Source organism: Mycobacterium sp. 1164985.4, assembly GCF_001668575.1.
GTDB lineage: Bacteria > Actinomycetota > Actinomycetes > Mycobacteriales > Mycobacteriaceae > Mycobacterium.
Window position 1 is genome coordinate 65,171 of record NZ_LZMD01000014.1, and the last position, 25,198, is coordinate 90,368.

Genomic DNA, 25,198 nt, shown 5'->3' on the forward strand with positions numbered 1-25,198 from the left:
CGACGGTGTGGCAGGCTCGGCTCGTGGACCTGCCGACACCGGATCCCGCGCTGCCCCACCTCGCCGACGTCGTGCCGTCGGTCCTGGCGGCGATGGGCGCAGACGGCTTTCACAACAACCTTGGACTCTCCGATGACCTCGCCGGGGCTTGCGTGCTGCTGATCGATGGGCTGGGCGCCGAACTTCTCGACCGCCACGCCGCCGATGCGCCCGCGATGGCGTCGCTGCGCGGTCGGGCGCTGACCGTGGGTTTCCCGTCGACCACCGCCGCGGGGATGGCGGCGGTCGGCACCGGCCGTCACTCCGGTCAGCACGGCTTCGTCGGCTATTCGTTTCGAGTGCCGGACGCCGGTGTCATCAACGCCCTACGGTGGCGGCCACACCCTTGGGGCCAGGACCTTCGCGACACGGTCGTGCCCGAACAGATGCAGCCCCTCCCGACCGCGTTCGAGCGGGCGACGTCGGCGGGCGTCGCCGTCAGCGTCATTTCCGGCGCCCAGTTCGCCGGCTCCGGCCTGACCCGCGCTGTGCTGCGTGGTGGGCGCTTCGTCGGCGTCCACGCGCTCGGTGACCTCGCCGCCGCGGTCCAGGCGACGGTGTCCGACCGCGGTTTCTGCTACGGCTACCACGCGGATCTCGACACGCTGGGGCATATATACGGCCCCGGATCGCCTCAATGGCGCTTGCAGCTGCGGCAAATCGACATTCTGATCGAGTCGGTAATCGAGGCTCTTCCGCCCGGCGGACTGCTAGCCGTGGTGGCCGACCACGGCATGGTCGAGGTCACCGATGCCGAAACGGTCGACGTCGATGCCACGCCCGCACTCCTAGCAGGGGTGCAGGCGATCGGCGGCGAGGCGCGGGCTCGACACCTCTATATAGACGACGGCTCGCGTGACGACGTCCTCACCGCATGGCGGGCGACGCTGGGCGATCGGGCATGGGTGCTCTCGCGCGACGAAGCCATTGACGCCGGCTGGTTTGGGCCGCAGGTCAGCGACGAGGTGCGGCCGAGGATCGGCGACGTGATAGCCGCCGCCCGCGGCTCGGCGGCGATCGTCCGGCGCACCGTCGAACCGATGGAATCGTCACTGGTCGGGCAGCACGGCTCGCTGACCTTCGCTGAACAGACGGTCCCGTTGCTGGTGGCGGTCGGCTGAACCGTACCTGCTTCACTGCTACTGGTTGCCGGGATAAGGGGAGTTACAAGGCATTTCAGATCTTGATCGGTCTGCGCTACGGCAATTCGATTGCTGCGTCAGCGAATTGGCCAGTGGCAATCGACGTTGCTGAGTTTTCTTGAAAAGCAATATTCTGCAATGCTATTCGTGAACTACGCAATAGAAACCGCAGGCTGTGAACGCTGTCACAGAATTTGGCGGCGTTGCCGCGACGCTTGTAGCGTCCGACCGCATGTTTGCTATTGCCACGCTTTTGACGCTTGTAAACCAAGTGTCCGGCACGCCGTACGTCTCCGGCGGCGACTCGCCGGCCGGTACGGACTGCTCGGGTCTGGTGTCTTGGGTGACGAATGCAGCCACCGGTCGGCCCGTCTATGGCGACCGGTTCAACACGGGAAACATCGAGAACGCACTGCTCGAGCGCGGGTTTCAGTACGGCACCCAGCCGGGTGCACTGGTGGTCGGCTGGAACAGCGGCCACACCGCGGCCACCCTGCCCGACGGCACGCCCGTCTCGTCCGGAGAGGGCGGCGGCGTGAAGGTCGGCGGTGGTGGTGCCTACCAGGGACAGTTCACCAAGCACATGTTCCTGCCGTTGCCGCCCGAGCAGCCCATGGCTCCCGGTGCGCCGTCCGCGCCGGTCGTGATGATGGCCGGCCACGAGCCCGCCGCCACGGCGGATCCGTTCGCACCGCCGCCGCCTCCGGCCGATCCGTTCGCGCCCCCGCCGCCTCCGGCTCCGGCTCCGCCACCGGCGAATCCGTTCGCGCCCCCGCCGCCGCCTCCGGCCGATCCGTTCGCGCCGCCGCCATCGGCACCTCTGCCTCCGGCCTGAGCGCGACCCGCGCCCGGATAACCTCTGCGGCGTGATCGTGCTTCTTCCGCCCTCGGAAACCAAGCGGGTCGGCGGCGACGGGCCGCCGCTGCGCCTGGAGTCGCTCAGTTCGCCGGAGCTCGGGCCGCTGCGCATCGAACTCGTCGACGAGCTGGTGGACCTGGCCGCCGACCGGCCTGCCTGTCGGCGCGCCCTCGGGCTGTCCGCCTCGCAGGACGCGGAGATCGATCGAAACGCCGAGCTACGCAGCGCGCCGACGTTGCCCGCGATCAGTCGTTACACCGGTGTCCTCTACGACGCCTTGGACGTCGGGTCGCTGCACGGCGCCGCTGCATCTCGTGCACGGTCGCGGTTGGCCATCGGCTCGGCGCTGTTCGGGCTGTTGCGCGCCGATGATCCGGTGCCGGCGTACCGGCTCTCGGCGACGTCGAAACTGCCGGGACGGCCGACACTGGCGGCGCGGTGGCGTCCACATCTGGAACGCGTGCTCGCCAAGTGGTCGGCCGACGAGCTCGTCGTGGATCTCCGATCGAGTTCGTACGCGGCGCTCGGGCGGGTCCCCGACGCCGTCCGCGTCGACGTGGTCGCCGAGAAATCCGATGGTCGCCGCAGTGTGGTGACCCACTTCAACAAAGCGCACAAGGGGCGACTCGCGCGCATCTTGGCGAGCACGCGATCCGAACCGGCCGATGCAGCGGCGGTTGCCACCGTGGCGCGGCGCGCCGGGATGCGGGTGGAACGTCGCGGAGACGAGCTGACCGTCGTCGTCGACGCCTGATCGAACGCGTCAGAGCTTGACGATCATGTCGCTGGTGTAGAACTCCGCGGGATTTTGCGAGAACGGATCTGGACGGGTGATCCACACCCACACTCCCGTCGCACCCGGCTCGACGTTGTCGTGGAGGCTGACGGAGCCGTGCCCGACGCCGTCGGTCTGCAACGGCGCCATGACGACACCGGGGTCCCCGCCGAGGCAAGGCGCCGACGACGGCCGCGGAAGCTGGATGAGCCTGACGTCGTAGCGCATGTTGGGTATCGCCACATCGAGGTTGACGTTCGCGGTCACATCCGAGCCGTTCGTGCTCACGACGTTTGTGGCTCGCGCATAGCCGGTCGGTCCGTTGTAGTCGGTTTCGCTGTAATCGCAGCGCCGGGACACCTGGTTCATCGGCACGAACGTGTCCGCCCCCGCGATGCCGGCGCCGGTGAGAAGTCCGACGGGCGCCGCGGTCATGAAAGCGGCGGCCGAAGCCATTGATCGGATGGGTCGGCGCATGTCTTCATCCCCGTTCCTCGTCCGCGGCGGTGCATTGCTCCCACGGGATTGACGTTCGTCGCTACCGTAAACCACCCGTCACCCGCACCGGATCGGTTCGCCGGGTCTTCGGTGACGGCGATCAGTCGCGATATTCGACGACGTCGTAAACGCCTTCCGCGTACCGCGCCCTGATGAGTTTCTTGTCGAACTTGCCGACGCTGGTCTTGGGCACCTCGTCGATGAAGGCCCAGCGTTCCGGCAACCAGAACCGGGGCACGTTGTCGCCCAGATGGTTCCGTAACTCCTCCGGGGTAAGCGAGGCGTCACCGTCGACGACCACCGCCGCCAACGGCCGCTCCTGCCAACGCTCGTCGGGGACGGCGACGACCGCGGCCTCGAACACCCCGGGGTGGTCCATGATCCGCAGTTCCAACTCCACGGACGAGATCCATTCGCCACCGGACTTGATGACGTCCTTGGCGCGATCGGTCAGCGTGATGAAACCCTGCGGGTCGATCCTGCCGACGTCGCCGGTGTGCAGCCAGCCGTCGTCAAATTTCGACGGGTCGGCATTGCGGTAGTACGAGCCGGTGATCCAGGGGCCACGAATCTCGATCTCGCCCACTGCTTTCCCGTCGCTGGGCAGGACCGCGCCGTCGTCGTCGACGATGCGGATCTCGACGCCGCACATCGCGCGTCCCGCGGTGGCCCGCAACGTCCAGTGATCGGCGCCGGTCACCTCCGGCGGCGGGTTCGCGATCGCCGCCAGCGGGGAGGTTTCGGTCATACCCCAGCCCTGCCGGATCACCACGCCGAAGCGCTCCTGGTACTCCTTCATCATTGCCAACGGCACCGCCGATCCGCCGCAGCAGACGGTGCGCAGCGAGGAGATGTCCCGCTCCGGATTGGCATGCAGGTAGTTGAGCACGTCGTTCCAGATCGTCGGTACCGCCGCCGACATGGTCGGGCGGTGCCGCTCGATCATGTCGACCAGCGGAGCCGCCTGCAGATACCGATCCGGCAGCACCAGATCCGCGCCGGCCATCACGGCTGCATACGGCTGACCCCACGCGTTCGCGTGGAACATGGGGACGACGGTCAACACGCGGTCACCGTCGACCAGCCCGATGCTGTTGCCGCTGCAGACAGCCATCGAGTGCAGAAACGCGGAGCGGTGACTGTAGACGACACCCTTCGGGTTGCCGGTCGTGCCGCTCGTGTAACACATTGCGGCGGCGCTTCTTTCGTCGAGAAGGGGCCAGTCGTAGTCGATCGGTTGTCCCGCGATCAGGTCGTCGTAACGAATGACCTCGGCACCCGCAGCGGCCAGTTCAGAGATGTCGCCCTCCCCCACCGCGACCACGGTGTGCACGGTCGTCAGCTGCGGCAAAATCGGTGCGAACAACTCCGCGAGCGACATGTCCACCAGCACAACGGAATCCTCGGCCTGGTTGGCGATGAACGCGACCTGCTCACCCGACAAACGGATGTTGAGGGTGTGCAGCACCGCGCCCATGCACGGCGCAGCGAAGTAGGCCTCCAAGTGCTCCTGGTTGTTCCACATGAAGGTGGCGACGCGTTGATCCCCGGTGATGCCGATCCCGCGCAGCCCGTGGGCCAACTGAGCGACCCGGCTGCCGAGCTCGCCGTAGCTGATCTCGCGCGACGAGTCGCCGGTCGCGGTGATCACCTTGCGACCGGAGTGCCACGCCGAACCGTGTCGCAGGATCGTCGTCAGGGTGAGCGGAAAGTCCTGCATCGTGCTGTCCATGGGCCTCTCCCTGCCGGCTGGCTCGATGACGCCATGATCGTCCATGTCCAGGCGTTTCGACGGGAAACCGCGCATCGCGTCGCTAGCATCTGCGGTCATGGTTCAACCGAGCTATCCCGGCTATCCGCCGCAGCCGTACAAGCGGCCGGTGTCCGGCGCCGACATCGCGGCGTCGGTCGTCTCGCTGGTGATCACCGCCGGGATGATCGCCGTCGGGGCGTTCTTCGGATTGTTCTCGCTGGCCTTCCTTGACCACTGCCCGCCCGAGACCTGCAGCGAGGAAGGCGCCGTCAACGCGGTCTTCACCGCCGTCCTGTCGGCGACCGCGATCGGGGTGGCCGGACTGATCGCGACCGTCGTGCAGCTGGTGCGGCGTGCGCCCGGCTGGCCGTTCGCACTGGGAACTTTCGGGTTGTGCCTGGCCACATTCGTCATCGGCGGCGTCGCCTACACCATGGCGGTCGGCTGAAACACCCTGAGCGCTCGGGCAATTTGGCTTACCGTGGGTCGCGTGGAAACACACCCGGCAAAAGCCCCCGGCCTGGTAGCGGTCGAGGCACTGCGCTCAGGGGACCCCGTCGTCGACGTCAACGGTGGCGGTCAGCATTACACGGTGTTGGAGGCCAAGGACCTGGGCGAGGGATGTGTTGTCCTCGAACTCGAGTCGAAGGCCCACGACGAACTGCGGGTGATCGAGATGACGTTCCCCGCCGGTTACCAAATGGAAGTATCGCCTCGCCGACTGCTGTAAACCGCCGTCGGCGTCACCTCAGATTGGAGCGTTGCGTGCTGCGCGATATCCGCGAGCTGTCCGATTCACCCGAGGAGTATGCAGAGGAACTGCGGCGGCGCTGGGGCGGATTGCTGAGCTATCGCTACATCGGCCGCAGCTACGCCCAGATGGACCTCGTCGAGGAGGACAACACCGTCACCGTGCGCCGCGATATGCGCGACGCGGCCGGTGGTCTGCTGTTCGCCGTGCTGGGCATCTCGGCCCCCGAGAGCGGGCACATGTCGGACCTGGAGGCGGTGCCGAACCCGGTCATCCACTCCTGCCAGATTCTCGACCCGGGCCGCGATGTCACGTGTTTCGAGGTGATATCCGAGGAACTACGGGTGGGCCGCCAAATGGGCTACAGCCGCGCCAAGATCGTCGACGCCGACAACCCGGATCGCGTGCTCGCCCTGATCGAGGGGCAGGGCGTTAGCATCGGCGTCCCGCCCGAGGGACTGGAGCGGATGGAGGCCAATCCGCTCAACATCGTCGACTCACCCGACCTGCCGCCGCTGTGGCAGGTGTTCGGTGGTCGCCGCCGACCCGACGGCCGCTGGGGTCTACCGGAGCTGTCGGCCGAGGTCGCGTCGCCCGACGCAGCTCTGCACGTCGGACCGCAGTTCGTCATCCTCGAGACCGCCGCCATCGACGCCGCGGCTGCGGCCGCTGGAACCGACCGTATGCATGGAGTGTCCTGCCACGTGATGTTCATGGCGCGCGGCAAGGCGGGCCCGTTCCGGGTGGACACCGAACCGCTCGGCGGCGCCGACGGCACCGTGGCCGTGCGGGTGCTGATGCATGACGAGGGTGCCGACGACCGCGTCACCACCGCGGCGGCATACGTATTTCGGGTGGCATAGCGCAAGCGCCTCGAGGCGTCATGAGACACTTCCGCCATGGTTGTCGCAATCGCCCGCCCGAAACTCGAGGGCAACGTCGCTGTCGGTGAAGACCGCCGCATCGGATTCGCCGAGTTCGGCGACCCGCAAGGCCGTGCCGTCTTCTGGTTGCACGGCACCCCGGGGGCCCGCCGCCAGATCCCGATGGAGGCCCGCGTCTACGCGGAGAAGGCGAACATCCGACTGATCGGCCTCGACCGTCCCGGCATCGGGTCGTCGACCCCGCATCGATACGAACGGGTCGTCGACTTCGCCGACGATCTCCGCACGATCGCCGACACCCTGGGCATCGACAAGATGGCCGTTGTCGGCCTGTCCGGTGGCGGCCCGTACACGCTCGGCTGTGCCGCCGCGCTGCCCGACCGCGTCGTCGTCGCGGGCGTGATCGGCGGCGTCGCCCCCACCGTCGGCCCCGACGCGATCCCCGGCGGCCTCATGGGCAACCTCGGCACGCGTGTCGCGCCGCTGCTGCAGTACGCGGGAATCCCGGTCGGGCTGCTGGCCTCGGCTCTGATCCGGTTCATCAAACCGGTCGCCTCCCCCATCACCGACCTCTACGGGCGCGTGTCACCCGAGGGCGATCGCCGGTTGCTGGCCCGGCCGGAGATCAAGGCGATGTTCCTCGACGACCTGCTCAACGGCAGCCGCAAGCAATTGGCGGCCCCGTTCTCCGACATCGTCGTCTTCGCCCACGACTGGGGCTTCCGGCTCGACGAGATCACGGTGCCGGTGCGCTGGTGGCACGGCGACGCCGACCACATCGTTCCGTTCCGCCACGGTGAGCACGTCGTCTCGAGGCTCCGCGACGCCGAGCTGTCCACGATGCCCGGCGAAAGTCACCTCGCCGGTCTCGGCCGCGCCGAGGAGATCCTGCAGACGATGTTGAAGGTGTGGGACGAATACCAGAAGCCGCCGTCCTGACCGCGGCGATCGTCAGCGGCTGCGGGCCAACCAGCCCGAGACTGTCGAAAGGTCCCGGCTGTATGCCATCAGGATGTCGTCGTGGTAGAGCGCGCCGCCGCTGATCGCGTCGTCGCCCTGCCAGATCACGTGGATACGCACCGGACTGCGCGTGTAGTAGTCGGTACGGTCCGCATCTCTGCGGTCCCATCCGGCCTCGACGGCGCGTTCAGACAGCTCTTCGCGCGCGTTTTCCGCCATCGGTACTCCTCCTGTGTCGGACCCGTACGTTAGCCGATCCGCGTGGCAGCGCTGCAGGAGGCTTCGGACGCGCACCGGTCAGCTCAGTGCTCGGCGCAGCAGGTGCATCGCAACGGTGGTGGAGCGTTCGCGAATGTCGGCCCGGTCACCGGGCATTCGCATCGATCGGGTGACGACGGTGCCGTCGGCCAGCTTGAGGCTGAAACAGACAGTGCCGACCGGCTTGTCGGCGGTACCGCCGCCCGGGCCGGCAATGCCGGTGATCGCGATGGCGGTGTCGGCTTTGAACCGGGTCAGCGCACCGTCGGCCATCGCCTCGGCGACGGGTTCGGACACCGCGCCGTGTTCGACGATCAGCGCCGGGTCGACGCCGAGCAGTTCGCTCTTGGCGTCGTTCGCGTAGGCCACCACCGCACCGGCGACGTACACCGACGAACCCGCGAGGTCGGTCAGTCGCGCCGCCAGAAGCCCACCGGTGCACGACTCGGCCGTCGCGATGCGTCGGCCGGTCAGCAGCCGGGCGACCTGCTCGTCGACGCGGGAGCCGTCCTCGGAGAACAGCGCATCGCCGTGGCGATCGCGCAGCAGCGCCATCAACTCGGTGTAGGTCTGCGCGGCTTCGGGCTCGTAACGGGTGACGATCTCGAGTTCACCGCGCCGCAGACAGGTGGTGATCTCGAGCCGTTCGAAGCCGGTGATGTCGCGCTCGGCGTCGCGCAGCGTCTCGGCGAGACCGGACTCGGGGACCCCGAACATCCGCACAATCTCCTGGCGGTACACCGTGCGGCCCGCGATCGCTTCCTGCACCGCGGCGGTCCGCAGCGCCAGCGGCCACATCGGCTGCAGCTCGCGCGGCGGGCCGGGCAGCACGACGACCGTCGGCGGACCGGGGACGACGACACCGGGCGCGGTGCCCACCGGGTCGATCACGTCGGCGCCGGCGGGAATCAGGGCCTGTTTGCGGTTCGCGGCCTGGATCGCCTCGGCGTCGACGTCCGGGAAGCGGGCCATCAACCGCGATACGATGTCGCCGATCTTGCGCTCGAGTCGGTTGTCCAACACCAACTTTCGGCCGGTGAACCGGGCCACGGTCTCGACCGTCATATCATCGGCGGTGGGGCCGAGGCCACCGCTGGTGATGATGAGGTCCACCCCCTCGCCGGCCAGGAATCGCAGCTGGGCCTCGATGTCGCCGGGCCGGTCGCCGCACATCGTGATGTGCGCCAGCTCGACACCCAACTCCAGCAACCGGTCGGCGAGCCAGGGTCCGTTGAGGTCCTGCACCCGGCCCGTCAGGACCTCCGTACCGGTGACGACGATGCCCGCGCGTGCGCTCACGAACTACGACACTACGCACCCGAGACCGTGGCGGTGCACGGCGGTAATGTCGTTACCCATGACGGCACCCAAGTCGCTTCGCGAGTTGTTCGATCAACTCGGCCTGACGGAGGTGCCCTCCCCCGACGGCACCGTGACGATGGAGATGCCCGTCGACGAACGGACCACCAACACCGCCGGCGGTCTCCAGGGCGGGTTGGTCGCGACGATGGCCGATGTGACCGCCGGACAACTCGCCGCGCGGGCCACCCCGTTCGGTCACGCCATCGCCACCACGGACCTGTTCATCCGCTATTTGAGGCCGATCAAGATCGGGCCGGCCAGGGCGGTCGCGCGGATCCTGCGCACCGGTAAACGCTCCGTCGTGGTCCAGGTGGACATCTACCGCGGCAACGACGACGAGGTCGGCGCGACCGCGACGGTCAACTTCGCGGCGGTCGACTGACTGCTACTTGTGCGGGACGTCGTTGGTGAGCCCGCCGTCCATGACGTACTCGGCACCGGTTGAATACCGGGACTCGTCGCTGGCCAGGAACACCACGAACGTCGCCACCTCGTCGGGCTGACCGGGACGGCCCAGCGGAATCCGCAACATGTTGTCCGGGAAATGCTTGGTCATCGGCGTGCGGATGAAGCCGGGATGCACCGAGTTGACCCGAATGTTGTGCGGGCCGAGCTCGAGCGCCGCCGACTTCGTCAGTCCGCGCACCGCCCATTTCGAGGCGACGTACGGGTGCACCATCACCGCGCCGCGCAAACCCTCGATCGACGAGATGTTGATGATCGACCCGCCGCCCGCGGCTTTCATCGCCTCGACCGAATGCTGCATGCCGAGAAAAGTGCCGGTGAGGTTGACGTCAATGACCTTCTGCCACTTGGCCATGTCGAATTGGCCGATCTGACCCAGCGCCACCGTGCCCGCGTTGTTGACCAGCACGTTGAGCTTGCCGAACTCGCTGACGGCGGTGGCGACGGCGGCCTCCCACTGGTCGGCCTGGGTGACGTCGAGGTGGACGTATCGGGCGGCGTCACCGATCTCGTCGGCCAGCGCCTTGCCCTCCTCGTCGAGGATGTCGCCGATCACGACCTTGGCGCCCTCGGCCACCAGTGCGCGCGCGTCGGCCGCACCCATCCCGCGAGCGCCGCCACTGATCAGTGCCACTTTGTCGTCCACGCGTCCCATGGGGCGTCAGGCTACCGCACCACCTTGGGAACTAGAACCTGTTCCAATTTGGCTGGTCAGCACGGCATACTGCTCGCCATGGCTATACGAGTGGCGCTCATCGGAACCGGCAACTGCGGCAGCCTCGCGCTCGAGCAACTCGTCAACGACGGGCGGTTCGATCTCACCGGGGTCTGGGTCTCGTCGAAGGCCAAGGTGGGCAAAGACGCCGGAGAGTTGGCCGGCCTCGACGCCACCACCGGCGTGACCGCGGTTGACGACCTCGACACGATCATCGCAGCCGCACCGGACTGCGTCGTCTACTGCGCGATGGGCGACACCCGGCTACCCGACGCGATGGCCGACGTGCGCAAGATCCTCGCGGCGGGCATCGACGTCGTCGGCTCCGGTCTGGGCGTGCTGCAGTACCCGTGGCAGGTGATCCCGGACAAGTACATCCAGCGCATCGAAGATGCTGCGCGGGAGGGGAACTCGACGGTCTTCATGACCGGTGTCGACCCGGGCTTCGTGACCGATCTGCTGCCCTTTGCGCTCGCGGGGACGTGTCAAAACATCGAGCAGATCCGCACGATGGAGATCGCCGACTACGCCAGCTACGACGGCGCCACGGTGATGTTCGACGTGATGGGCTTCGGTAACGAGATCGGTGATCTGCCGATGCTGTATCAGCCGGGTGTGCTGAGTATCGCCTGGGGCACCGCGATCCGGCAGCTCGCGGCGGGCCTCGGCGTCGAGGTCGACGAGATCAAGGACTCCGTCGAACAGGAACCCGCACCCGAGGACTTCGACGTCGCGGTCGGCACCATCAAGAAGGGCACGGTGGCGGCCGTGCGCTTTCAGATCGAGGGCATGGTCAAGGGCAGGCCGGTGATCGTCGTCGAGCACGTCACGCGGTTGCGCGGAGACCTGCGACCGGACTGGGCCCAGCCCGCACAACCCGGCGGCTCCTACCGCGTCGAGATCACCGGCGAACCGTCCTACGTGATGGACATCTGCCCCACGAGTCGCAACGGCGACCACAACTACGCCGCGATCCTGGCGGCGGCCGGCCGCATCGTCAACGCGATTCCCGACGTCGTCGACGCCGCGCCGGGCATCCGGACCACCTTGGACATGCCGCTCGTGACCGGTAAGGGGTCGTACGCGGCTCAGTAAGCTGAACCCGTTATGAGCGCGCAGCCGGCGGTACCGGGGCCCGTGGACGCTGTGGCCGAAATCGCCGCGAGCCCCCAGGATCCCCGCGTCGGCGCGTTCTTCGATCTCGACGGCACGCTCGTCGACGGGTTCACCGCCACGGCACACGCTGCCGACCGCATCCGGCGCAGGCAAGCGCGCATCGGTGAGGTGCTCGGTGTGGTCGAGGCGTCGCTGCGATACCGATTGGGCCGCATGCAATTCGAGCGCCTCCTCACCCGTGCGGCCGGATATCTGCGCGGTGAATCCCTCGCCGAACTCGACGAACTCGGCGAGCGGCTGTTCGTCGAGCGGGTCGCCGCGCGGGTGTTCCCCTACATGCACGAGATCGTCCAGGCACACCAACAGCGCGGGCACACCGTCGTTCTCAGCAGCTCGGCGTTGACTATCCACGCCGAACCGGTCGCCCGGTTCACCGGAATCGATCATGTGCTGTGCAACCACTTCGAGGTCGACGACGCGGGTCGGCTCACCGGCCGGATCACCAAGCCGGTCATCTGGGGAGCCAAAAAGTCGACGGCGGTGCAGGCCTTCTGTGAGGCCAATGACGTTGAGCTGCATCGCAGTTACTTCTACGCCGACGGCGACGAGGATGCGGTGCTGATGGCTCTGGTCGGCAACCCGCGACCGGTGAACCCTCGCCCCGGCCTCGCCGCGATGGCGGCGGAGCATGGGTGGCCGGTGCTCCAGGTCGAGGGGGCCGGCAACCGCAAACGGGTGTCGTTGCGCAGGCTGATCGGATACGACTGAGGCCGTCGAGAAGACTCGGCGAAGGAGTGGGCCGTGACGGTGAATCGCCGAGGTGGCGGAGCCGGCATCGAAACCGGAGAGGTCGTCGTTGATCACCGGCCTGGTGGATGCGGTCGACATCGTCGATCCGGATGGTAACGAGGTCTCTTTCGTTTTAGGCTCCGATGCGTACTAAACTAGAACACGTTTCAATTTGAGCGGCCCACCATAAAGGAGCAGGCATGCGCACCCCGATCTGTAACGACCTCGGCATCGAATATCCGATCTTCGCGTTCACCCACTGCCGGGACGTGGTCGTCGCGGTGAGCAAGGCCGGCGGCTTCGGCGTGCTCGGCGCGGTCGGATACACCCCCGAGCAGCTCGAGATCGAACTCAAGTGGATCGACGAGAACATCGGTGACCACCCGTACGGCGTCGACATCGTGATCCCGAACAAGTACGAGGGCATGGACGCCGCCGACATGGATCCCGAGGTGCTCAAGAAGACCCTGAACGACCTCGTACCGCAGGAGCACATCGACTTCGCCAAGAAGGTCCTCGCCGACCACGGCGTTCCGGTCGACCACAGTGATGACGACGCGCTGCAGCTGCTCGGATGGACAGAGGCCACCGCCACCCCGCAGGTCGAGGTCGCCCTGCGGCACCCGAAGTGCACGCTGATCGCGAACGCGCTCGGCACTCCCCCCGCCGACATGATCAACCACATCCACGAAGAAGGCCGCAAGGTCGCAGCGCTGTGCGGCTCGCCGTCACAGGCGCGCAAGCACGCCGACGCCGGCGTGGACATCATCATCGCCCAGGGCGGCGAGGCCGGTGGGCACTGCGGCGAGATCGGCTCGATCGTGCTGTGGCCGCAGGTCGTCAAGGAGGTCGCCCCGGTGCCGGTGCTGGCCGCAGGCGGCATCGGCAGCGGCCAGCAGATCGCGGCGGCACTCGCGCTCGGCGCGCAAGGCGCCTGGACCGGTTCGCAGTGGGTGATGGTCGAGGAGTCGGAGAACACCCCGGTGCAGCACGAGGCATACGTGAAGGCCTCCAGCAAGGACACCGTGCGCAGCCGATCGTTCACCGGTAAGCCCGCGCGGATGTTGCGCAACGACTGGACCGATGCGTGGGAGGATCCGAACAACCCCAAGCCGCTCGGAATGCCGTTGCAGTACATGGTTTCCGGGATGGCGGTGGCAGCGACCCACAAGTACCCGAACGAGTCCGTCGACGTGGCGTTCAACCCGATCGGTCAGGTCGTCGGCCAGTTCACCAAAGTCGAGAAGACCGCGACGGTGATCGAGCGCTGGGTGCAGGAGTACCTCGAGGCCACCGGCAAGCTCGACGAGATCAACGAGGCCGCCTCGGTCTGACCCGCGGCTCGCCGCATGGACCTGACGGCGGCGGCATGCGCCGGCTTCCTTCTCGCCGTTTTGTGGATGGACCTGATCTTCGACAGTCAGGTCCTACCCCACCGCTCGGCGCCACAGGTGCCGGATCCGGTATTGGCCTCGATCGCCGGGTATTACGGGCGTGCGACGACGACGAAGATGAACCTCGTCATCGCGGTGGTGATGGTCGTACTGCTCGTCGTTCTGGGCGTCCGTTGGTCTGAGGAACCCGCTCTGTCGTTGCTGATTCCCTCGGCGCTGGCCGCGGCGCCGATCGTCCTTGCGGCGGTGCACACGGTGCCGGCGGCCAGGCGGCTCGGCAGCCGGGTCGACGACGCCTTAGGCCAGACACGGTTGGCGCGCGCCATCTGCCGCGACCACCTCCTGTGCCTGGCGTCCATGTCGGCGTTCCTCGTCGTCTGGGTGGCCCGATGATCCTTGGGTACTCGATCGTCCATGAGGCACTTCAGGCGGTGGGGCGCCGTATACCTGTTGCTCCTACTGTTCATCGGTAGTTGGGTGGGCCAGTTCGTGACCCAACTGGCCGAGTTCACCAGCACCCAACAGCAGCACGGCCAGCCCTTCGTGTGGGGCGAGTACCTGCACCAATTCTTCGCGAGCACGTTCGAGAACTGGCAGAGCGAGTGGTTGCAGCTGATCTTCCAGGCGATCCTGCTGCTCGGCGCCAAGCATTGGCTCTTCAGAGTCGACGCCGAGGATCTCGAGCGCATCGAAGCCAAGATCGACGACATTCAGGACCGGTTGAGTCCGTCGACTCCCCCGTCCTGACCTGGCGGTGTCGGCCGCTTAGGGAGCGTGTCCGGAACGCGTGACACCGTTCTCCGCCGAAGGGCTGTCAGCGGACGCCGCGATTATGTAGGGTTACATACATACTTTGACGAGAGGTCTTGCGCATGGCCAACCATCGTGAGCGGATGGTCGCCTCCGCGGCGCTCCTGATCCGGGAACGCGGCGCCCACCCGACGGCGATCGCCGACGTGCTCGCGCACAGCGGTGCCCCGCGCGGGTCGGCCTATCACTACTTCCCCGGCGGACGCACCCAATTGCTCTGTGAAGCCGTCGATTACGCAAGCGCCTATATCGCATCGCGAATCGAGAATGCGGGCAGCGCCGCGGACGCGCTCGACGCGTTGGTGAACGGCTTCCGAAAGCAGCTCGCCGACACCGAATTTCGTGCCGGATGTCCCGTGGTCGCGGTGGCGGTCGAATCGGGCGGCAAGGCCGACGTCACGCCGGTGGTCGATCGCGCAGCCGCGGCGTTCACGAGCTGGAACGGCCTCATGATCGACCGGTTGATCGATGACGGTGTCGCCCCCGAGCGCGCCGAGGCACTGGCGATGCTGGTGTTGACCTCCGTCGAAGGCGCGATCGTCGTGGCTCGGACCACCCGCGACATGAGACCACTCGAACTCGTACACAACCAATTGCGGGCGCTTCTCGAGGCCGCGGCACCGGACGAGAGGTGAACGATGAGCGACGAATGGCATCCGACGGCCTGCATCCTGTGTGAATGCAACTGCGGGATCGTCGTACAACTCGAGGATCGCAGGCTCGCCAAGATCCGCGGCGACAGAGCGCATCCCGCGTCCCAGGGCTATACGTGCAACAAGGCGTTGCGCCTCGACCACTACCAGAACAACCGTGCTCGGCTGACGTCGCCCATGCGGCGCCGCAGTGACGGCAGCTACGAGGAGATCGACTGGGACACCGCGATCACGGAAGTGGCGGCCGGATTCCGGCGCATCGCCGACACATACGGTGGCGACAAGATCTTCTACTACGGCGGCGGGGGTCAGGGAAATCACCTTGGCGGCGCCTACAGCGGGGCCTTCCTCAAAGCGCTCGGATCCCACTATCGGTCCAATGCCTTGGCGCAGGAGAAGACCGGTGAGGCATGGATCGACGCGCACCTCTACGGAGGACATACTCGCGGCGAGTTCGAACACGCCGAGGTGTCGGTCTTCGTCGGCAAGAACCCGTGGATGTCGCAGAGCTTCCCGCGAGCCCGCACGGTGCTCAACGCGATCGCGAAGGATCCCGGCCGCTCGATGATCGTCATCGACCCGGTCGTCACCGACACCGCGAAGATGGCCGACTATCACCTGCGCGTCCGACCGGGCACCGACGCGTGGTGCCTGTCGGCGCTGGCGGCGGTCCTGGTCCAGGAAAACCTCTGCGACGAGACGTTTCTCACCGAGCATGTGCACGGGGCAAATGCCGTCCGGGAGGCGTTGCAAGAGGTCCCGGTCGGCGAGTATGCGCTGCGTTGTGGTGTCGATGAGGAACTGATCCGCACCGCTGCGCGCCGGATCGGCATCGCGGCCAGCGTCTCGGTGTTCGAGGATTTGGGCGTGCAGCAGGCTCCCAACAGCACGTTGTGCTCCTATCTGAACAAGCTGCTGTGGATTCTGACCGGCAACTTCGCCAAACGCGGTGGCCAGCATCTGCATTCGTCGTTCGGCCCGTTGTTCCGGCACACACCGGAGGTGGGCCGCACACCGGTCCTCGGAGCGCCGATCGTCGGCGGGCTGGTCCCGAGCAACGTGGTGCCCCAGGAGATCCTGAACGATCACCCGGATCGGTTCCGGGCGATGATCGTCGAGAGCAGCAATCCGGCGCACTCACTCGCCGACTCCACTGCATGCCGTGAGGCTTTCGCGTCGCTCGAGTTGATGGTGGTCATCGACGTCGCGATGACGGAGACGGCCCGACTTGCCCACTACGTCCTGCCGGCGGCGAGCCAGTACGAGAAGTGTGAGTCGACGTTCTTCAACCTCGAATTCCCGCACAACACCTTTCACTTGCGTCATCCCCTTCTCGAACCGCTCGAGGGCACGCTCCCGGAACCGGAGATCTGGGCCCGGCTCACGCGGGCGCTCGACGTCGTCGACGAAGCCGATCTGGCGCCCCTCCGCGCGGCGGCAGAGGAAGGCCGCGACGCCTATGCCGCGGCCTTCCTGCAGGCGGCGGCCGCCAGCCCGATGCTGGGCAAGGTGTTGCCGTTCGTGCTCTACGAGACACTGGGACCAACACTGCCACAGGGCCTTTCCGGTGCGGCCGCTTTGTGGGGGTTGGCACAGAAGGCGGCGATGACCTATCCCGATGCGGTGCGCCGTGCGGGACACGCGGACGGCAATGCCCTCTTCGATGCGATCCTGGCGAGTCGATCCGGTGTCACCTTCACCGTCCACGAATACGTCGACGACTTCGCGCTGATCAGTCACGCTGACCACAAGATCGCACTGCACATGCCGGAGATGCTTGACGAGCTGCGAGCGCTCGCGGAAAAGCCCGCGTCCCTGGTGGATGCGGAGTTTCCGATCGTGCTGTCGGCCGGCGAACGACGCGCCTATACCGCCAACGACATCTTTCGTGATCCGTCGTGGCGCAAACGCGACACCGACGGCGCCCTGCGGGTCAGCGTCGAGGATGCCGAGGCGCTCGGACTCGTCAACGGCGGACGCGCGCGGATCACGACCGCGGCGGGCAGCGCCGAGGCCACCGTCGAGGTGAGCACGGCCATGCTGCCCGGACATGCGTCACTGCCCAATGGGTTCGGGCTCGACTTCGTCGACGACGACGGCCGCGCGAACGCGCCGGGCGTGGCGCCGAACTCGTTGACGTCGAGCGACTGGCGTGACCCCTACGCGGGCACCCCGTGGCACAAACACGTGCCCGCCCGCATCACGGCGATCCCGTCGCAGCATGGAGCGCTGAGCTCCGCGGGTGTCATCCCGTGAGCAGTCGCTGCGTCGCCCGCTCGAGCACCGCGCGTCGGCTCAGGCCCTCGTGGTCGGCCGCGATGAAGTGAGCACCGATCGCCAAGGAGAAGGCGAGCAGGGCGCGGGCCTCGACATCGGCCGCGTCGTCGACGAAAGTGCCGATGAGGTCGCGCAGGTACTCCATCCGACGGTTGTCCACGCGGCGGAGCCGCTTGGCCACCGCCCCATCCCGGCGCGCCCAGTCACGCACGGCGAGGTCGACCGGTAGCAGCTCCTTGGAGAACGTGAGCAGGCCCGCCCTGCGGACCTTCGCCCTGGCGTCTCCGCCCTCGGACTCGACCCGGGCGAGCACATCGTCGGTGCTGCGGTGCTCCCACACCTCCAGCACGGCGTCGAGAAAATCCTTCCGATTGGCGAAGTGCCAATAAAACCCGCCGCGGGTGACGCCCAATGCCTTCGCGAGCAGGTCCACCCGAACGGCGTCCGGCCCGCCCGCAGCCAACGCCTCTAGGCCGGCGTCGATCCATGTAGCCCGCGGCGTGCGGATCTGAGCGACCATCGGTAACCCCCTGTGCCAAGGCCTTGACGGCGTGACTGATTCAAGCATACAGTTATGTATGTTTGGTGGTGAGCGACTCGACAACTCCGAGCACCTGGCCCAGCCTTGGCGCATCCACGAAATCGCCGCCGGGTTCGAAGTCCTCGACGTCTGGGCGCTTCCCACGCCTGGCGGCCGCAATGACTTCGGTGATCTCGTCGGCCTCTGGCGCGATTTCGACCCCGGTAGAACTTCGCTCATCGTGCGCGCGTTGTTCGCAGCCCGTTGGGCCCTCGGAAGGTGGTTCGCGCTCGACACGCCACAGGAAGGCGTGGGCGTACGCGTCCCGACGCTGCGGGACCGGCTCGCGCCCGAATTACGTTCTACAGCATCGCAACTCGGCATCGAACACGATCAATTTGCCCCCCTGTACCTGACCGACGACGAGTTCGCGATGGAGATCGCCAACCGAACCGTGCACGGGGTCCTGCATGTCGGATGGGTGGCCGGCGCTTCCGGTGCTCACCACGGACAGATGGCGGTTCTTGTCCGGCCCAACGGTGCGATGGGCCGGATGTATTTGACAGCGATCTCCCCCTTCCGCCACCTGATCGTCTATCCGCGCTTGCTGCGCGACATCGGCCGACTGTGGCGAAGTCGACCGACCGTGAACCGACACCACGAAAGTAGGCAACCATGACGAGAACCGAAGCGTCCCAACGCCGCGTCCAACAGATCCGCCCGATGGATACGCTCATATCAGCGAGCACGCTCGGGCGTATTGACTACGCCGATGCCTTCGACGTCGCCGTGGAGGGCCCGTTCGACCGCAGCGCCGGAGAGTGGATGCGGGCGATGTTGGAAGGCGCACCTGTCAACACGCGCATCCGACTGCTCTCGGCGTGGTCGGCGATCGGACTCAAGCTGCGAACCCCCGGGTCGGATCGAACCATCCTCGGGTGGCCGATCCGCGCCACCGACGCCGATTCCGTACTACTCGGGGCACACTCGCGTATCGGTATGCCCGGTGAGTTGTTCATGTGCCGCCGCGACGGCGGGTTACTGTTCGCGACGTTTGTTCGTCAGGACAACCCACTCGCGCGCAGGCTGTGGTCGACGATCGAGGATTCGCACGTGCACACCGTGCGCTCGCTGCTCGAACGAGTCTGCCGCTAGGGCGTCGGCGCCGGAGGCGCGGGCGCGAGCGGCGCGGGTGGGGCCGGCGCGGCGGACGCGGGAGCTGTCGGCGCGTTGGGCACGTTTGGTCCGGGCACCTGGTTCGGGATGGGGGTGTTCATACCGCGCTGAGCGAGACCCATGATCAGCGCTTCCTTACCGCTGATCTCCTGACTCTGCACGGCGTGCCACAGGTCCTTCAGGTAGCTGATGTTCGGGCTCTCGTTTCCCCGGCCGGTCGGGTCCAGGGTGGTGCCGGGTGGCAGCGTGTCCGGGCTCGCCAGGTGCGAGACGCCCTCCGGCTCGGTGGGGGCGGGTGCGGCTGCCGGCTCGGGTGCCGGTGCAGGCGGCGGTGCGGCTGGCGCCGGGGGAAGAAGCGCCAACGGATCGGCTGGCGCCGGCGCCGGGGCAGGAACCGGGGCGGGCGCCGGTGCCGCGGCGGCCGTGACTGCTGCGCTGGCCGGGGGTGGCGGTGGAGGCGCCGGGGCGGCTGGATCGGCGAGGGTCTGCGGCGCGGCGGCCATGAGAGCCGCGGCCATCCCTGCACCCAGCAGCGAAAGCCTCTTCGGGTTGTTGACGATCCTCACCGCTGCCCCCTTTCCCCGTCCCCGTCTCGCGGCCGGATTCCCGGCCCCTTCGACGGCGTCACTTTTGGTTCGAACAGTGTCGCAGAATTGTTACAGGAGTGCTCGCCGTGACGAACAGGTCAATAAACGCGCCCTAGAGAACACGTTCCACTTCCCATTTCGTCGGAGTTTCTCGAACCCACCTCACCTGGCCCCATCAGTGGTGTAGCAATGCGGTGAGGGCACTAGACCACGTCATGTGAGGGATGCAGCCATGCCGACTCCGAACCTTCCGCCCGGATTCGATTTCACCGATCCAGACATCTACGCCGAACGTCTGCCGGTCGACGAACTCGCCGAGCTGCGCAAGGTGGCGCCGATCTGGTGGAACGAGCAGACGAAGGGAAACCTGGCCTTCGGCGACAAGGGCTTCTGGGTAGTCACCCGGCACAAGGACGTCAAGGAGATCTCGCGACGAAGCGACGTCTTCTCCAGTAACAAGAAGACGGCGCTGCCGCGCTACCGCGACGAGGCCGATGCGGAATCGCTCGAGGCCGGCAAGGTGGTGCTGCTCAACCAGGACGCGCCGCACCACACGCATCTGCGCAAAATCATCTCGCGGGCCTTCACGCCGCGCGCGATCGAATCACTGCGCGACGAATTGCGCGAGCGTGCGGCCAAGATCGTCAAAGCGGCCGCCGCGGAGGGTTCCGGCGACTTCGTCGAGCAGGTGTCGTGCGAGCTTCCCCTGCAAGCGATCGCCGGGTTGATGGGCGTTCCGCAGGAAGACCGGATGAAGTTGTTTCACTGGTCGAATCAGATGGTGGGCGACCAGGATCCCGAGTACGCCCGCAACGATCCGAAAGCCGCCTCGGTCGAGCTGATCATGTACGGCATGCAGATGGCCGCGGAGCGCAGCAAGAACCCGGGCGACGATTTGGTGACCAAGCTCGTGAAGGCCGACGTCGAAGGTCACAAGCTCACCGACGACGAGTTCGGCTTCTTCGTCATTCTTCTGGGCGTCGCCGGCAACGAGACGACGCGCAACTCGATCACCCAGGGCATGATGGCGTTCACGGATTTCCCCGACCAGTGGGAGCTTTTCAAGAAGGAGCGCCCCGCCACGGCCGCCGACGAGATCGTGCGCTGGGCCACCCCGGTGACGTCCTTCCAGCGGACCGCGCTCGAGGACACCGAACTGTCCGGGGTGCAGATCAAGAAGGGCGACCGGGTCGTCATGTTCTACCGGTCGGCCAACTTCGACGAAGAGGTCTTCGAGGACCCCTTCACGTTCAATATCCTGCGAGATCCCAACCCGCACGTCGGATTCGGCGGTACAGGTGCGCATTACTGCATCGGCGCGAACCTGGCCCGGATGACGATTGACCTCATCTTCAACGCGATAGCCGACGAGATGCCCAACCTGAAGCCGCTGGCCCCGCCCGAGCGACTGCGGTCGGGCTGGCTCAACGGCATCAAACACTGGCAGGTCGATTATGTCGGCGCGGGTACCGGCGGTCAGTGACGAAGCGCTCCGCCTGAGATTTTCCCCCGATCGGTGGACACCACCGTCCTCCGCAAAAGCGTCCGATCGGCGGACGCGCAATGTCGTTCGGCACCGGTACTTTCATTTTCGGCACCTTAAGGAAGCGGGTGTCGAGGTTCTACCCGGACGGGATCGTCTACCAAGCCGGGTCTTGCTCGCAAGACCGGACTGCGGGATGTCCATCGGGGGCAAGCTTTGCCCACAGTCCGTCCCGTCCGGGCCCCTCTTTTCGGTGCTCTCGCAAGCGGGAGTTCAGCCCGCCGACTAACGCGATTACAGCCCATCCGCTATGTGATGGTTTGGCTGCCCCAGTTTGACCGGCGGATTCGCCTTGAGTCGCAATAAGTGTCGTTGGCCCGTTCGTGATCGTTACTAGCAGCCTGGCTGACTGGGCAAAGTCGTAGGCGCTTCATCGGCGAGTGTTGAGCTCGACCCTCGAAAGCGAGAGCGTCCCATTTGCGTGCGGACATCCGCAGTGGCCGGTCGGTACTCGGCAAGGGCGGCTACTCCAGTTGACGCATTATTACTGGTGAGACCACATGAAGGCGCACGCCTTCGGCCTTCGATCACAGCCGAACCGTGAACGCTACAACCACGAGCTCAGTGAGAGGTAAGGCCGACTCACCGCAACGAGGCCTTCGCGACGCGCCTCAGCAAACTCGGATATAGGGAAATCCCTGATTCCTTCTCGGTGCATTCTCTCTAGCCTTGAAGCCAGATGAACCCTTGGCGGGGGCTGGGTCATCTCACATCAACCCATTTCAAATGTGAGGGATACACGCATGATCAAGACCTTCGTCGTGGCCGTTTTTGTCGTCACGGCGCCAGCTATTGGCCTGGCGCCCGCTGCTCTTGCAGATGGGCCGTACGCGAACTGCAGCGCCGCGCACGCCGACGGTCGTTACGACATTCCGCAGGGCGACCCCGATTACTGGGATGGCGGCGACCGCGACCATGACGGCATTGCATGCGAGTCGTAACCTCGCGACTCATCTGTCGGTTCGCCGCTGGGCTCTGCTTCGGTCAGGCTCTACTCGCCGCCACTACGACGGCCGGCGTGGGCGTGGCGGTGCTCTCTTCCCCTTTGGCGGTCGCTGACACCGTCACCGCAACGGCTGTGGTCTTGAACGTTGTCGACGGTGACACCATCGACATTCGCGACGACGTCAGGGGCCGGCTCCGCGTGCGACTTCTCGGGATCGACACCCCGGAAACGAAGAAGCCCGGATACACCGTCGGCTGCTGGGGGCCCGAGGCAACGGAGTTCGCGCGTACGACGATGGTCGGGCAGCGAGTGGCACTCGTCCCTGATTCCACTCAGGAGCGCACCGACCACTACGGCCGTACCCTGGCATACCTTGTCCGAGCTGATGATTGGGACTACTCGGTCGAGGCGGCTCGCGCTGGCGCGGCACGCAGCTATGTATATGGCGGTGTGCCCGTGAGCCGCTACGCCGCAATAGCGGCGGCCGAGCGGGAGGCCAAGGAGGCAAAGCGTGGGCTCTGGGGCCCACCGTGCAATGGCGATACGGCTTGGAGTCCGGCAACAGTCACAAGCGGGTCGGCGGCGACTGTTCCATCGCCGTCGCTCGCCCCGCCTCCCCCGGTACCTTCGGTGCCGGCGTCGCCCGCGAGCGTCTACTACAAGAATTGCGATGCAGCACGCGCCGCCGGGGCCGCCCCAATCCAGGTCGGCCAGCCAGGTTATCGCAAAGGGCTCGACCGAGACGGCGACGGCACCGCATGCGACACATGAGTGTATGTCCACACCGACGGGCTGCGGGTTGTGCGGTGCCATCTCGTAGAAACAATGGAGCCACGGCACTCGATCACAGCGCCATCTGAGGCGCGTCAGTAGTCGATGATCGAGCGCCAATACTCCTCGGGTATCACGCCATTCGACTTCAACACCATCGCTAGCCCGGTCGCCATCGCGATGCCGAGCAGTCCGAGCCACAGCCCGAAGAGCCCGATGACGGCCCAGCACACCGCGGTGATCGCCGGCCACGGCGACAGCACCGCCAGCACGGGCGCGAAGAAGAACCCGGCACCGATGTACCACGCCGACCCGGCACGGTCGGAGATCAGCACGAACCGCAGCCACCGCGGAATCGGTGTCGTGGGCGGAAGGGTTCCCATGATTCTCCTCTCTGCTCGCTGATCACCATCAACGCTGCCCCGCTGACGTAACGGCCGCAATTACCTGCGACGTAGTGGATGCGCGGTGCTCCAGAGGCCACACTGGCAACCATGACCTCCGCGGGTGTGCAGACCCAAGGGTTCGGCGGACTGCTGAAGGAGTGGCGCCGGCGGCGTCGGCTCAGTCAGCTTGACCTGGCCATCGCGGCCGAGGTGTCGCCGCGACACGTCAGTTTCATCGAAACGGGACGATCCGCGCCCAGCCGCGCGATGGTGCTGCGGCTGGCCGAGGTGCTCGACGTGCCGCGTCGCGAACAGAATCAGCTGTTGTTGGCGGCGGGCCTTGCTCCGGTGTATCCCGAGCGCTCTCTCGACGACCCTGACATGTCCGCGGTCCGGGCGGGGATCGACCGAGTCCTCAACGCCTACAACCCCTTTCCCTGCATCGTAGTTGATCGTGGTTGGCAGATCGTGCGAGCGAACGAAGGGACCGGCGTGCTGTTGGAGGGTGTAGCCCCCGAGCTGCTCCAACCGCCGAACGCGTTGCGGATCGCCCTGCACCCCCACGGGTTGGCGCCCCGGATCCGCAACCTCGCGCAGTGGCGACACCATCTCATCGAGCGCCTCCGGCGCGAGGTCGCCGTCAGCGGGTCGCACGAGTTGTCGACGCTGCTGGCCGAAATCGATTCCTACTCCGGCGGTTCGGGCGGCTCGACGGATCTGGGCGGCGTCGCGGTGCCGCTGGAGCTCTACGCACCCGACGGGCGGCTGCTGACCTTCCTGTCGACCGTCACGACGTTCGGCACCGCGCTCGACCTCACCGCCGCCGAGCTCTCCATCGAGGCCTTCCTACCCGCCGACGAGGCCACCGCGACCGCCTTGCGGTGATCGTCACAAGAGTCTGCTCCGCGGGTAGTTCCGACCGAACCGCGCATGTGCGGCCGCAAACACCAATAGAGTCTGGCGTCATGGACAACCGACTCGTTGCGGCAGCCGCGGTCATGCTCGTCGCCGGTTCCGCGGGCTGCTCGACGCCGCCCGCGGCACTCGGGGGGACGACCGCGAAGGTAACCATCAACGGCGAGAGCACAGGTGGCCCGCACGCGGTGTTGTGCAAGCAATCCGGGTGGCTGTGGACGATCGAGACGCCCGACGAGAAGAAGGGCTTCACGGCCAACATCGGCACCGGAGACAAGGTGACCGTCGAAGCGGTCACCTTCAACGACTTCGGTGGCTTCACCGGCAACTTCTGGAAAGGGAACATCGGCGAGGCCGAGGTGAAGGGCGCCGGCGGCAAGTTCACGATCACCGGTTCGGCTGACGGCTCCTTCACCGACAACCCGAGCAACGCGGTGACGGCCACCTTCCGGATCGAAGCCAACTGCTGAGCGGCGCCGTGCACAAATTTCGCCAGGCGGTGGAGGCTGCCGATCTCGACGCCATGATGGCGTTGTGCCGCGACGACGTCGTGTTCCGTAGCCCCGTGGTCTTCACGCCGTACCAGGGGCGCGACGCGCTCCGCCACATCCTGAAGGCCGTGATGGAGGTCTTCGAAGACTTCCGGTACGTCCGCGAGATCGGAGCGCCCGACGCGTCGGATCACGCCCTGATGTTCCAGGCCAAGGTCGGCGACAAGGACATCGAAGGCTGCGACTTCATCCGAACCGACGAGAGCGGCGCAATCAGTGAGCTCACGGTGATGGTGCGACCCCTGTCGGCGACGATGACACTCGCCGAGATGATGAAGGAGCGACTCTCCGCCACTTGATCAC

31 protein-coding genes are annotated in these 25,198 nt (G+C 66.6%); 23 read left to right on the forward strand and 8 right to left on the reverse strand.

Translation table 11 applies throughout. The features are described 5' to 3' along the window. The first annotated feature begins 23 nt into the window (after positions 1–23). From A5650_RS01570 to yaaA, 3 genes are all read left to right on the forward strand, one after another. Positions 24–1,160 carry an alkaline phosphatase family protein gene (locus tag A5650_RS01570; protein WP_067285710.1) on the forward strand — a complete coding sequence of 379 codons (1,137 nt, stop codon included), beginning with the start codon at positions 24–26 and terminating at the stop codon, positions 1,158–1,160. Positions 1,161–1,413: 253 nt separating this feature from the next. Beyond that, positions 1,414–2,016 (forward strand): NlpC/P60 family protein, encoded by a 603-nt coding sequence (locus tag A5650_RS01575; RefSeq protein WP_067285620.1) that lies wholly within the window; start codon positions 1,414–1,416, stop codon positions 2,014–2,016. Positions 2,017–2,047: 31 nt separating this feature from the next. Further along, positions 2,048–2,794 (forward strand): peroxide stress protein YaaA, encoded by a 747-nt coding sequence (yaaA, locus tag A5650_RS01580; RefSeq protein ID WP_067285621.1) that lies wholly within the window; start codon positions 2,048–2,050, stop codon positions 2,792–2,794. Between the two features lie 9 nt (positions 2,795–2,803). On the opposite strand, the gene A5650_RS01585 is transcribed toward yaaA, so the two are convergent. Together A5650_RS01585 and A5650_RS01590 are read right to left on the reverse strand one after the other, a co-directional pair. Beyond that, complete coding sequence (locus A5650_RS01585) at positions 2,804–3,292, reverse strand: hypothetical protein (protein ID WP_067285622.1); 489 nt, start codon at positions 3,290–3,292, stop codon at positions 2,804–2,806. Between the two features lie 121 nt (positions 3,293–3,413). Beyond that, on the reverse strand, positions 3,414–5,045 hold the full coding sequence (locus tag A5650_RS01590; protein WP_067285713.1) for a fatty acid--CoA ligase: 1,632 nt from the start codon (positions 5,043–5,045) through the stop codon (positions 3,414–3,416). A gap of 97 nt (positions 5,046–5,142) precedes the next feature. On the opposite strand from A5650_RS01590, the gene A5650_RS01595 reads away from it, so the two are divergent. Genes A5650_RS01595 through A5650_RS01610 form a run of 4 tightly spaced genes read left to right on the forward strand, consistent with a single transcriptional unit; the run spans position 5,143 to position 7,640 of the window. Beyond that, complete coding sequence (locus A5650_RS01595) at positions 5,143–5,514, forward strand: hypothetical protein (protein ID WP_067285623.1); 372 nt, start codon at positions 5,143–5,145, stop codon at positions 5,512–5,514. A gap of 42 nt (positions 5,515–5,556) precedes the next feature. Continuing rightward, positions 5,557–5,796 carry a hypothetical protein gene (locus A5650_RS01600; RefSeq protein WP_067285624.1) on the forward strand — a complete coding sequence of 80 codons (240 nt, stop codon included), beginning with the start codon at positions 5,557–5,559 and terminating at the stop codon, positions 5,794–5,796. A gap of 35 nt (positions 5,797–5,831) precedes the next feature. Beyond that, complete coding sequence (locus tag A5650_RS01605; RefSeq protein ID WP_067285625.1) at positions 5,832–6,680, forward strand: hypothetical protein; 849 nt, start codon at positions 5,832–5,834, stop codon at positions 6,678–6,680. A 36-nt stretch (positions 6,681–6,716) separates the two neighbouring features. After that, a complete protein-coding gene (locus A5650_RS01610) occupies positions 6,717–7,640 on the forward strand; it encodes an alpha/beta fold hydrolase (protein WP_067285626.1) in 924 nt (307 codons plus the stop codon). Between the two features lie 12 nt (positions 7,641–7,652). Here A5650_RS01610 and A5650_RS01615 read toward each other — a convergent pair whose 3' ends face one another. After that, positions 7,653–7,880 carry a hypothetical protein gene (locus A5650_RS01615; protein WP_067285627.1) on the reverse strand — a complete coding sequence of 76 codons (228 nt, stop codon included), beginning with the start codon at positions 7,878–7,880 and terminating at the stop codon, positions 7,653–7,655. Between the two features lie 78 nt (positions 7,881–7,958). Beyond that, the gene (locus tag A5650_RS01620; RefSeq protein ID WP_067285628.1) at positions 7,959–9,218 is read right to left on the reverse strand and encodes a competence/damage-inducible protein A; all 1,260 of its coding nucleotides are present in this window, start codon (positions 9,216–9,218) and stop codon (positions 7,959–7,961) included. 58 nt (positions 9,219–9,276) lie between these two features. Between A5650_RS01620 and A5650_RS01625 the strand changes: the two genes are divergently transcribed. Then, a complete protein-coding gene (locus A5650_RS01625) occupies positions 9,277–9,663 on the forward strand; it encodes a PaaI family thioesterase (protein WP_067085934.1) in 387 nt (128 codons plus the stop codon). Between the two features lie 3 nt (positions 9,664–9,666). On the opposite strand, the gene A5650_RS01630 is transcribed toward A5650_RS01625, so the two are convergent. Next, positions 9,667–10,401 carry a glucose 1-dehydrogenase gene (locus A5650_RS01630; protein WP_067285629.1) on the reverse strand — a complete coding sequence of 245 codons (735 nt, stop codon included), beginning with the start codon at positions 10,399–10,401 and terminating at the stop codon, positions 9,667–9,669. A gap of 78 nt (positions 10,402–10,479) precedes the next feature. Between A5650_RS01630 and A5650_RS01635 the strand changes: the two genes are divergently transcribed. The 7 genes from A5650_RS01635 to A5650_RS01665 all read left to right on the forward strand — a co-directional run bounded on the left by A5650_RS01635 (position 10,480) and on the right by A5650_RS01665 (position 17,479). After that, a complete protein-coding gene (locus A5650_RS01635; protein WP_067285630.1) occupies positions 10,480–11,556 on the forward strand; it encodes an NAD(P)H-dependent amine dehydrogenase family protein in 1,077 nt (358 codons plus the stop codon). Positions 11,557–11,568: 12 nt separating this feature from the next. Next, a complete protein-coding gene (locus tag A5650_RS01640; protein ID WP_067285631.1) occupies positions 11,569–12,345 on the forward strand; it encodes an HAD family hydrolase in 777 nt (258 codons plus the stop codon). A gap of 221 nt (positions 12,346–12,566) precedes the next feature. Next, the gene (locus A5650_RS01645; RefSeq protein ID WP_067285632.1) at positions 12,567–13,700 is read left to right on the forward strand and encodes a nitronate monooxygenase; all 1,134 of its coding nucleotides are present in this window, start codon (positions 12,567–12,569) and stop codon (positions 13,698–13,700) included. A 15-nt stretch (positions 13,701–13,715) separates the two neighbouring features. Continuing rightward, on the forward strand, positions 13,716–14,153 hold the full coding sequence (locus tag A5650_RS01650; protein ID WP_067285633.1) for a hypothetical protein: 438 nt from the start codon (positions 13,716–13,718) through the stop codon (positions 14,151–14,153). Positions 14,154–14,174: 21 nt separating this feature from the next. After that, the gene (locus A5650_RS01655) at positions 14,175–14,507 is read left to right on the forward strand and encodes a DUF6766 family protein (RefSeq protein ID WP_067285634.1); all 333 of its coding nucleotides are present in this window, start codon (positions 14,175–14,177) and stop codon (positions 14,505–14,507) included. A 125-nt stretch (positions 14,508–14,632) separates the two neighbouring features. Continuing rightward, positions 14,633–15,205, forward strand: coding sequence for a TetR/AcrR family transcriptional regulator (locus A5650_RS01660; RefSeq protein ID WP_067285635.1), 573 nt, complete (start codon positions 14,633–14,635; stop codon positions 15,203–15,205). Between the two features lie 3 nt (positions 15,206–15,208). After that, positions 15,209–17,479, forward strand: a complete 2,271-nt coding sequence (locus A5650_RS01665) for a molybdopterin-dependent oxidoreductase (RefSeq protein ID WP_067285636.1) — start codon at positions 15,209–15,211, stop codon at positions 17,477–17,479. On the opposite strand, the gene A5650_RS01670 is transcribed toward A5650_RS01665, so the two are convergent. Beyond that, entirely contained in the window at positions 17,469–18,020 is a 552-nt protein-coding gene (locus A5650_RS01670; RefSeq protein WP_067285637.1) for a TetR/AcrR family transcriptional regulator, read from the reverse strand. The genes A5650_RS01665 and A5650_RS01670 overlap by 11 nt on opposite strands. Before the next feature lie 58 nt (positions 18,021–18,078). Between A5650_RS01670 and A5650_RS01675 the strand changes: the two genes are divergently transcribed. Next, positions 18,079–18,699: a DUF2867 domain-containing protein gene (locus A5650_RS01675; RefSeq protein ID WP_067285638.1), complete on the forward strand. Its 621-nt coding sequence runs from the start codon at positions 18,079–18,081 to the stop codon at positions 18,697–18,699. Beyond that, positions 18,696–19,175, forward strand: coding sequence for a hypothetical protein (locus A5650_RS01680; RefSeq protein ID WP_067285639.1), 480 nt, complete (start codon positions 18,696–18,698; stop codon positions 19,173–19,175). Before A5650_RS01675 ends, A5650_RS01680 begins: the two co-directional genes overlap by 4 nt. On the opposite strand, the gene A5650_RS01685 is transcribed toward A5650_RS01680, so the two are convergent. Beyond that, positions 19,172–19,762 carry a hypothetical protein gene (locus tag A5650_RS01685; protein WP_156743968.1) on the reverse strand — a complete coding sequence of 197 codons (591 nt, stop codon included), beginning with the start codon at positions 19,760–19,762 and terminating at the stop codon, positions 19,172–19,174. The two genes, A5650_RS01680 and A5650_RS01685, sit on opposite strands and share 4 nt — an antisense overlap. A 253-nt stretch (positions 19,763–20,015) precedes the next feature. Between A5650_RS01685 and A5650_RS01690 the strand changes: the two genes are divergently transcribed. From A5650_RS01690 to A5650_RS01700, 3 genes are all read left to right on the forward strand, one after another. Next, a complete protein-coding gene (locus A5650_RS01690; protein WP_067285640.1) occupies positions 20,016–21,266 on the forward strand; it encodes a cytochrome P450 in 1,251 nt (416 codons plus the stop codon). Between the two features lie 803 nt (positions 21,267–22,069). Continuing rightward, positions 22,070–22,267 carry an excalibur calcium-binding domain-containing protein gene (locus A5650_RS01695; protein WP_067285641.1) on the forward strand — a complete coding sequence of 66 codons (198 nt, stop codon included), beginning with the start codon at positions 22,070–22,072 and terminating at the stop codon, positions 22,265–22,267. 137 nt (positions 22,268–22,404) lie between these two features. Beyond that, the gene (locus tag A5650_RS01700) at positions 22,405–23,043 is read left to right on the forward strand and encodes a thermonuclease family protein (RefSeq protein WP_231992455.1); all 639 of its coding nucleotides are present in this window, start codon (positions 22,405–22,407) and stop codon (positions 23,041–23,043) included. A gap of 95 nt (positions 23,044–23,138) precedes the next feature. Here A5650_RS01700 and A5650_RS01705 read toward each other — a convergent pair whose 3' ends face one another. Further along, positions 23,139–23,426, reverse strand: coding sequence for a hypothetical protein (locus tag A5650_RS01705; protein ID WP_067285642.1), 288 nt, complete (start codon positions 23,424–23,426; stop codon positions 23,139–23,141). A gap of 111 nt (positions 23,427–23,537) precedes the next feature. On the opposite strand from A5650_RS01705, the gene A5650_RS01710 reads away from it, so the two are divergent. The 3 genes from A5650_RS01710 (at position 23,538) to A5650_RS01720 (ending at position 25,194) form a co-directional block, all read left to right on the forward strand. Beyond that, entirely contained in the window at positions 23,538–24,314 is a 777-nt protein-coding gene (locus A5650_RS01710) for a helix-turn-helix domain-containing protein (protein WP_067285718.1), read from the forward strand. Positions 24,315–24,394: 80 nt separating this feature from the next. Continuing rightward, positions 24,395–24,814, forward strand: a complete 420-nt coding sequence (locus tag A5650_RS01715) for a lipoprotein LpqH (protein ID WP_067285644.1) — start codon at positions 24,395–24,397, stop codon at positions 24,812–24,814. Positions 24,815–24,822: 8 nt separating this feature from the next. Continuing rightward, positions 24,823–25,194, forward strand: coding sequence for a nuclear transport factor 2 family protein (locus tag A5650_RS01720; protein WP_067285646.1), 372 nt, complete (start codon positions 24,823–24,825; stop codon positions 25,192–25,194). Positions 25,195–25,198 lie beyond the last annotated feature (4 nt).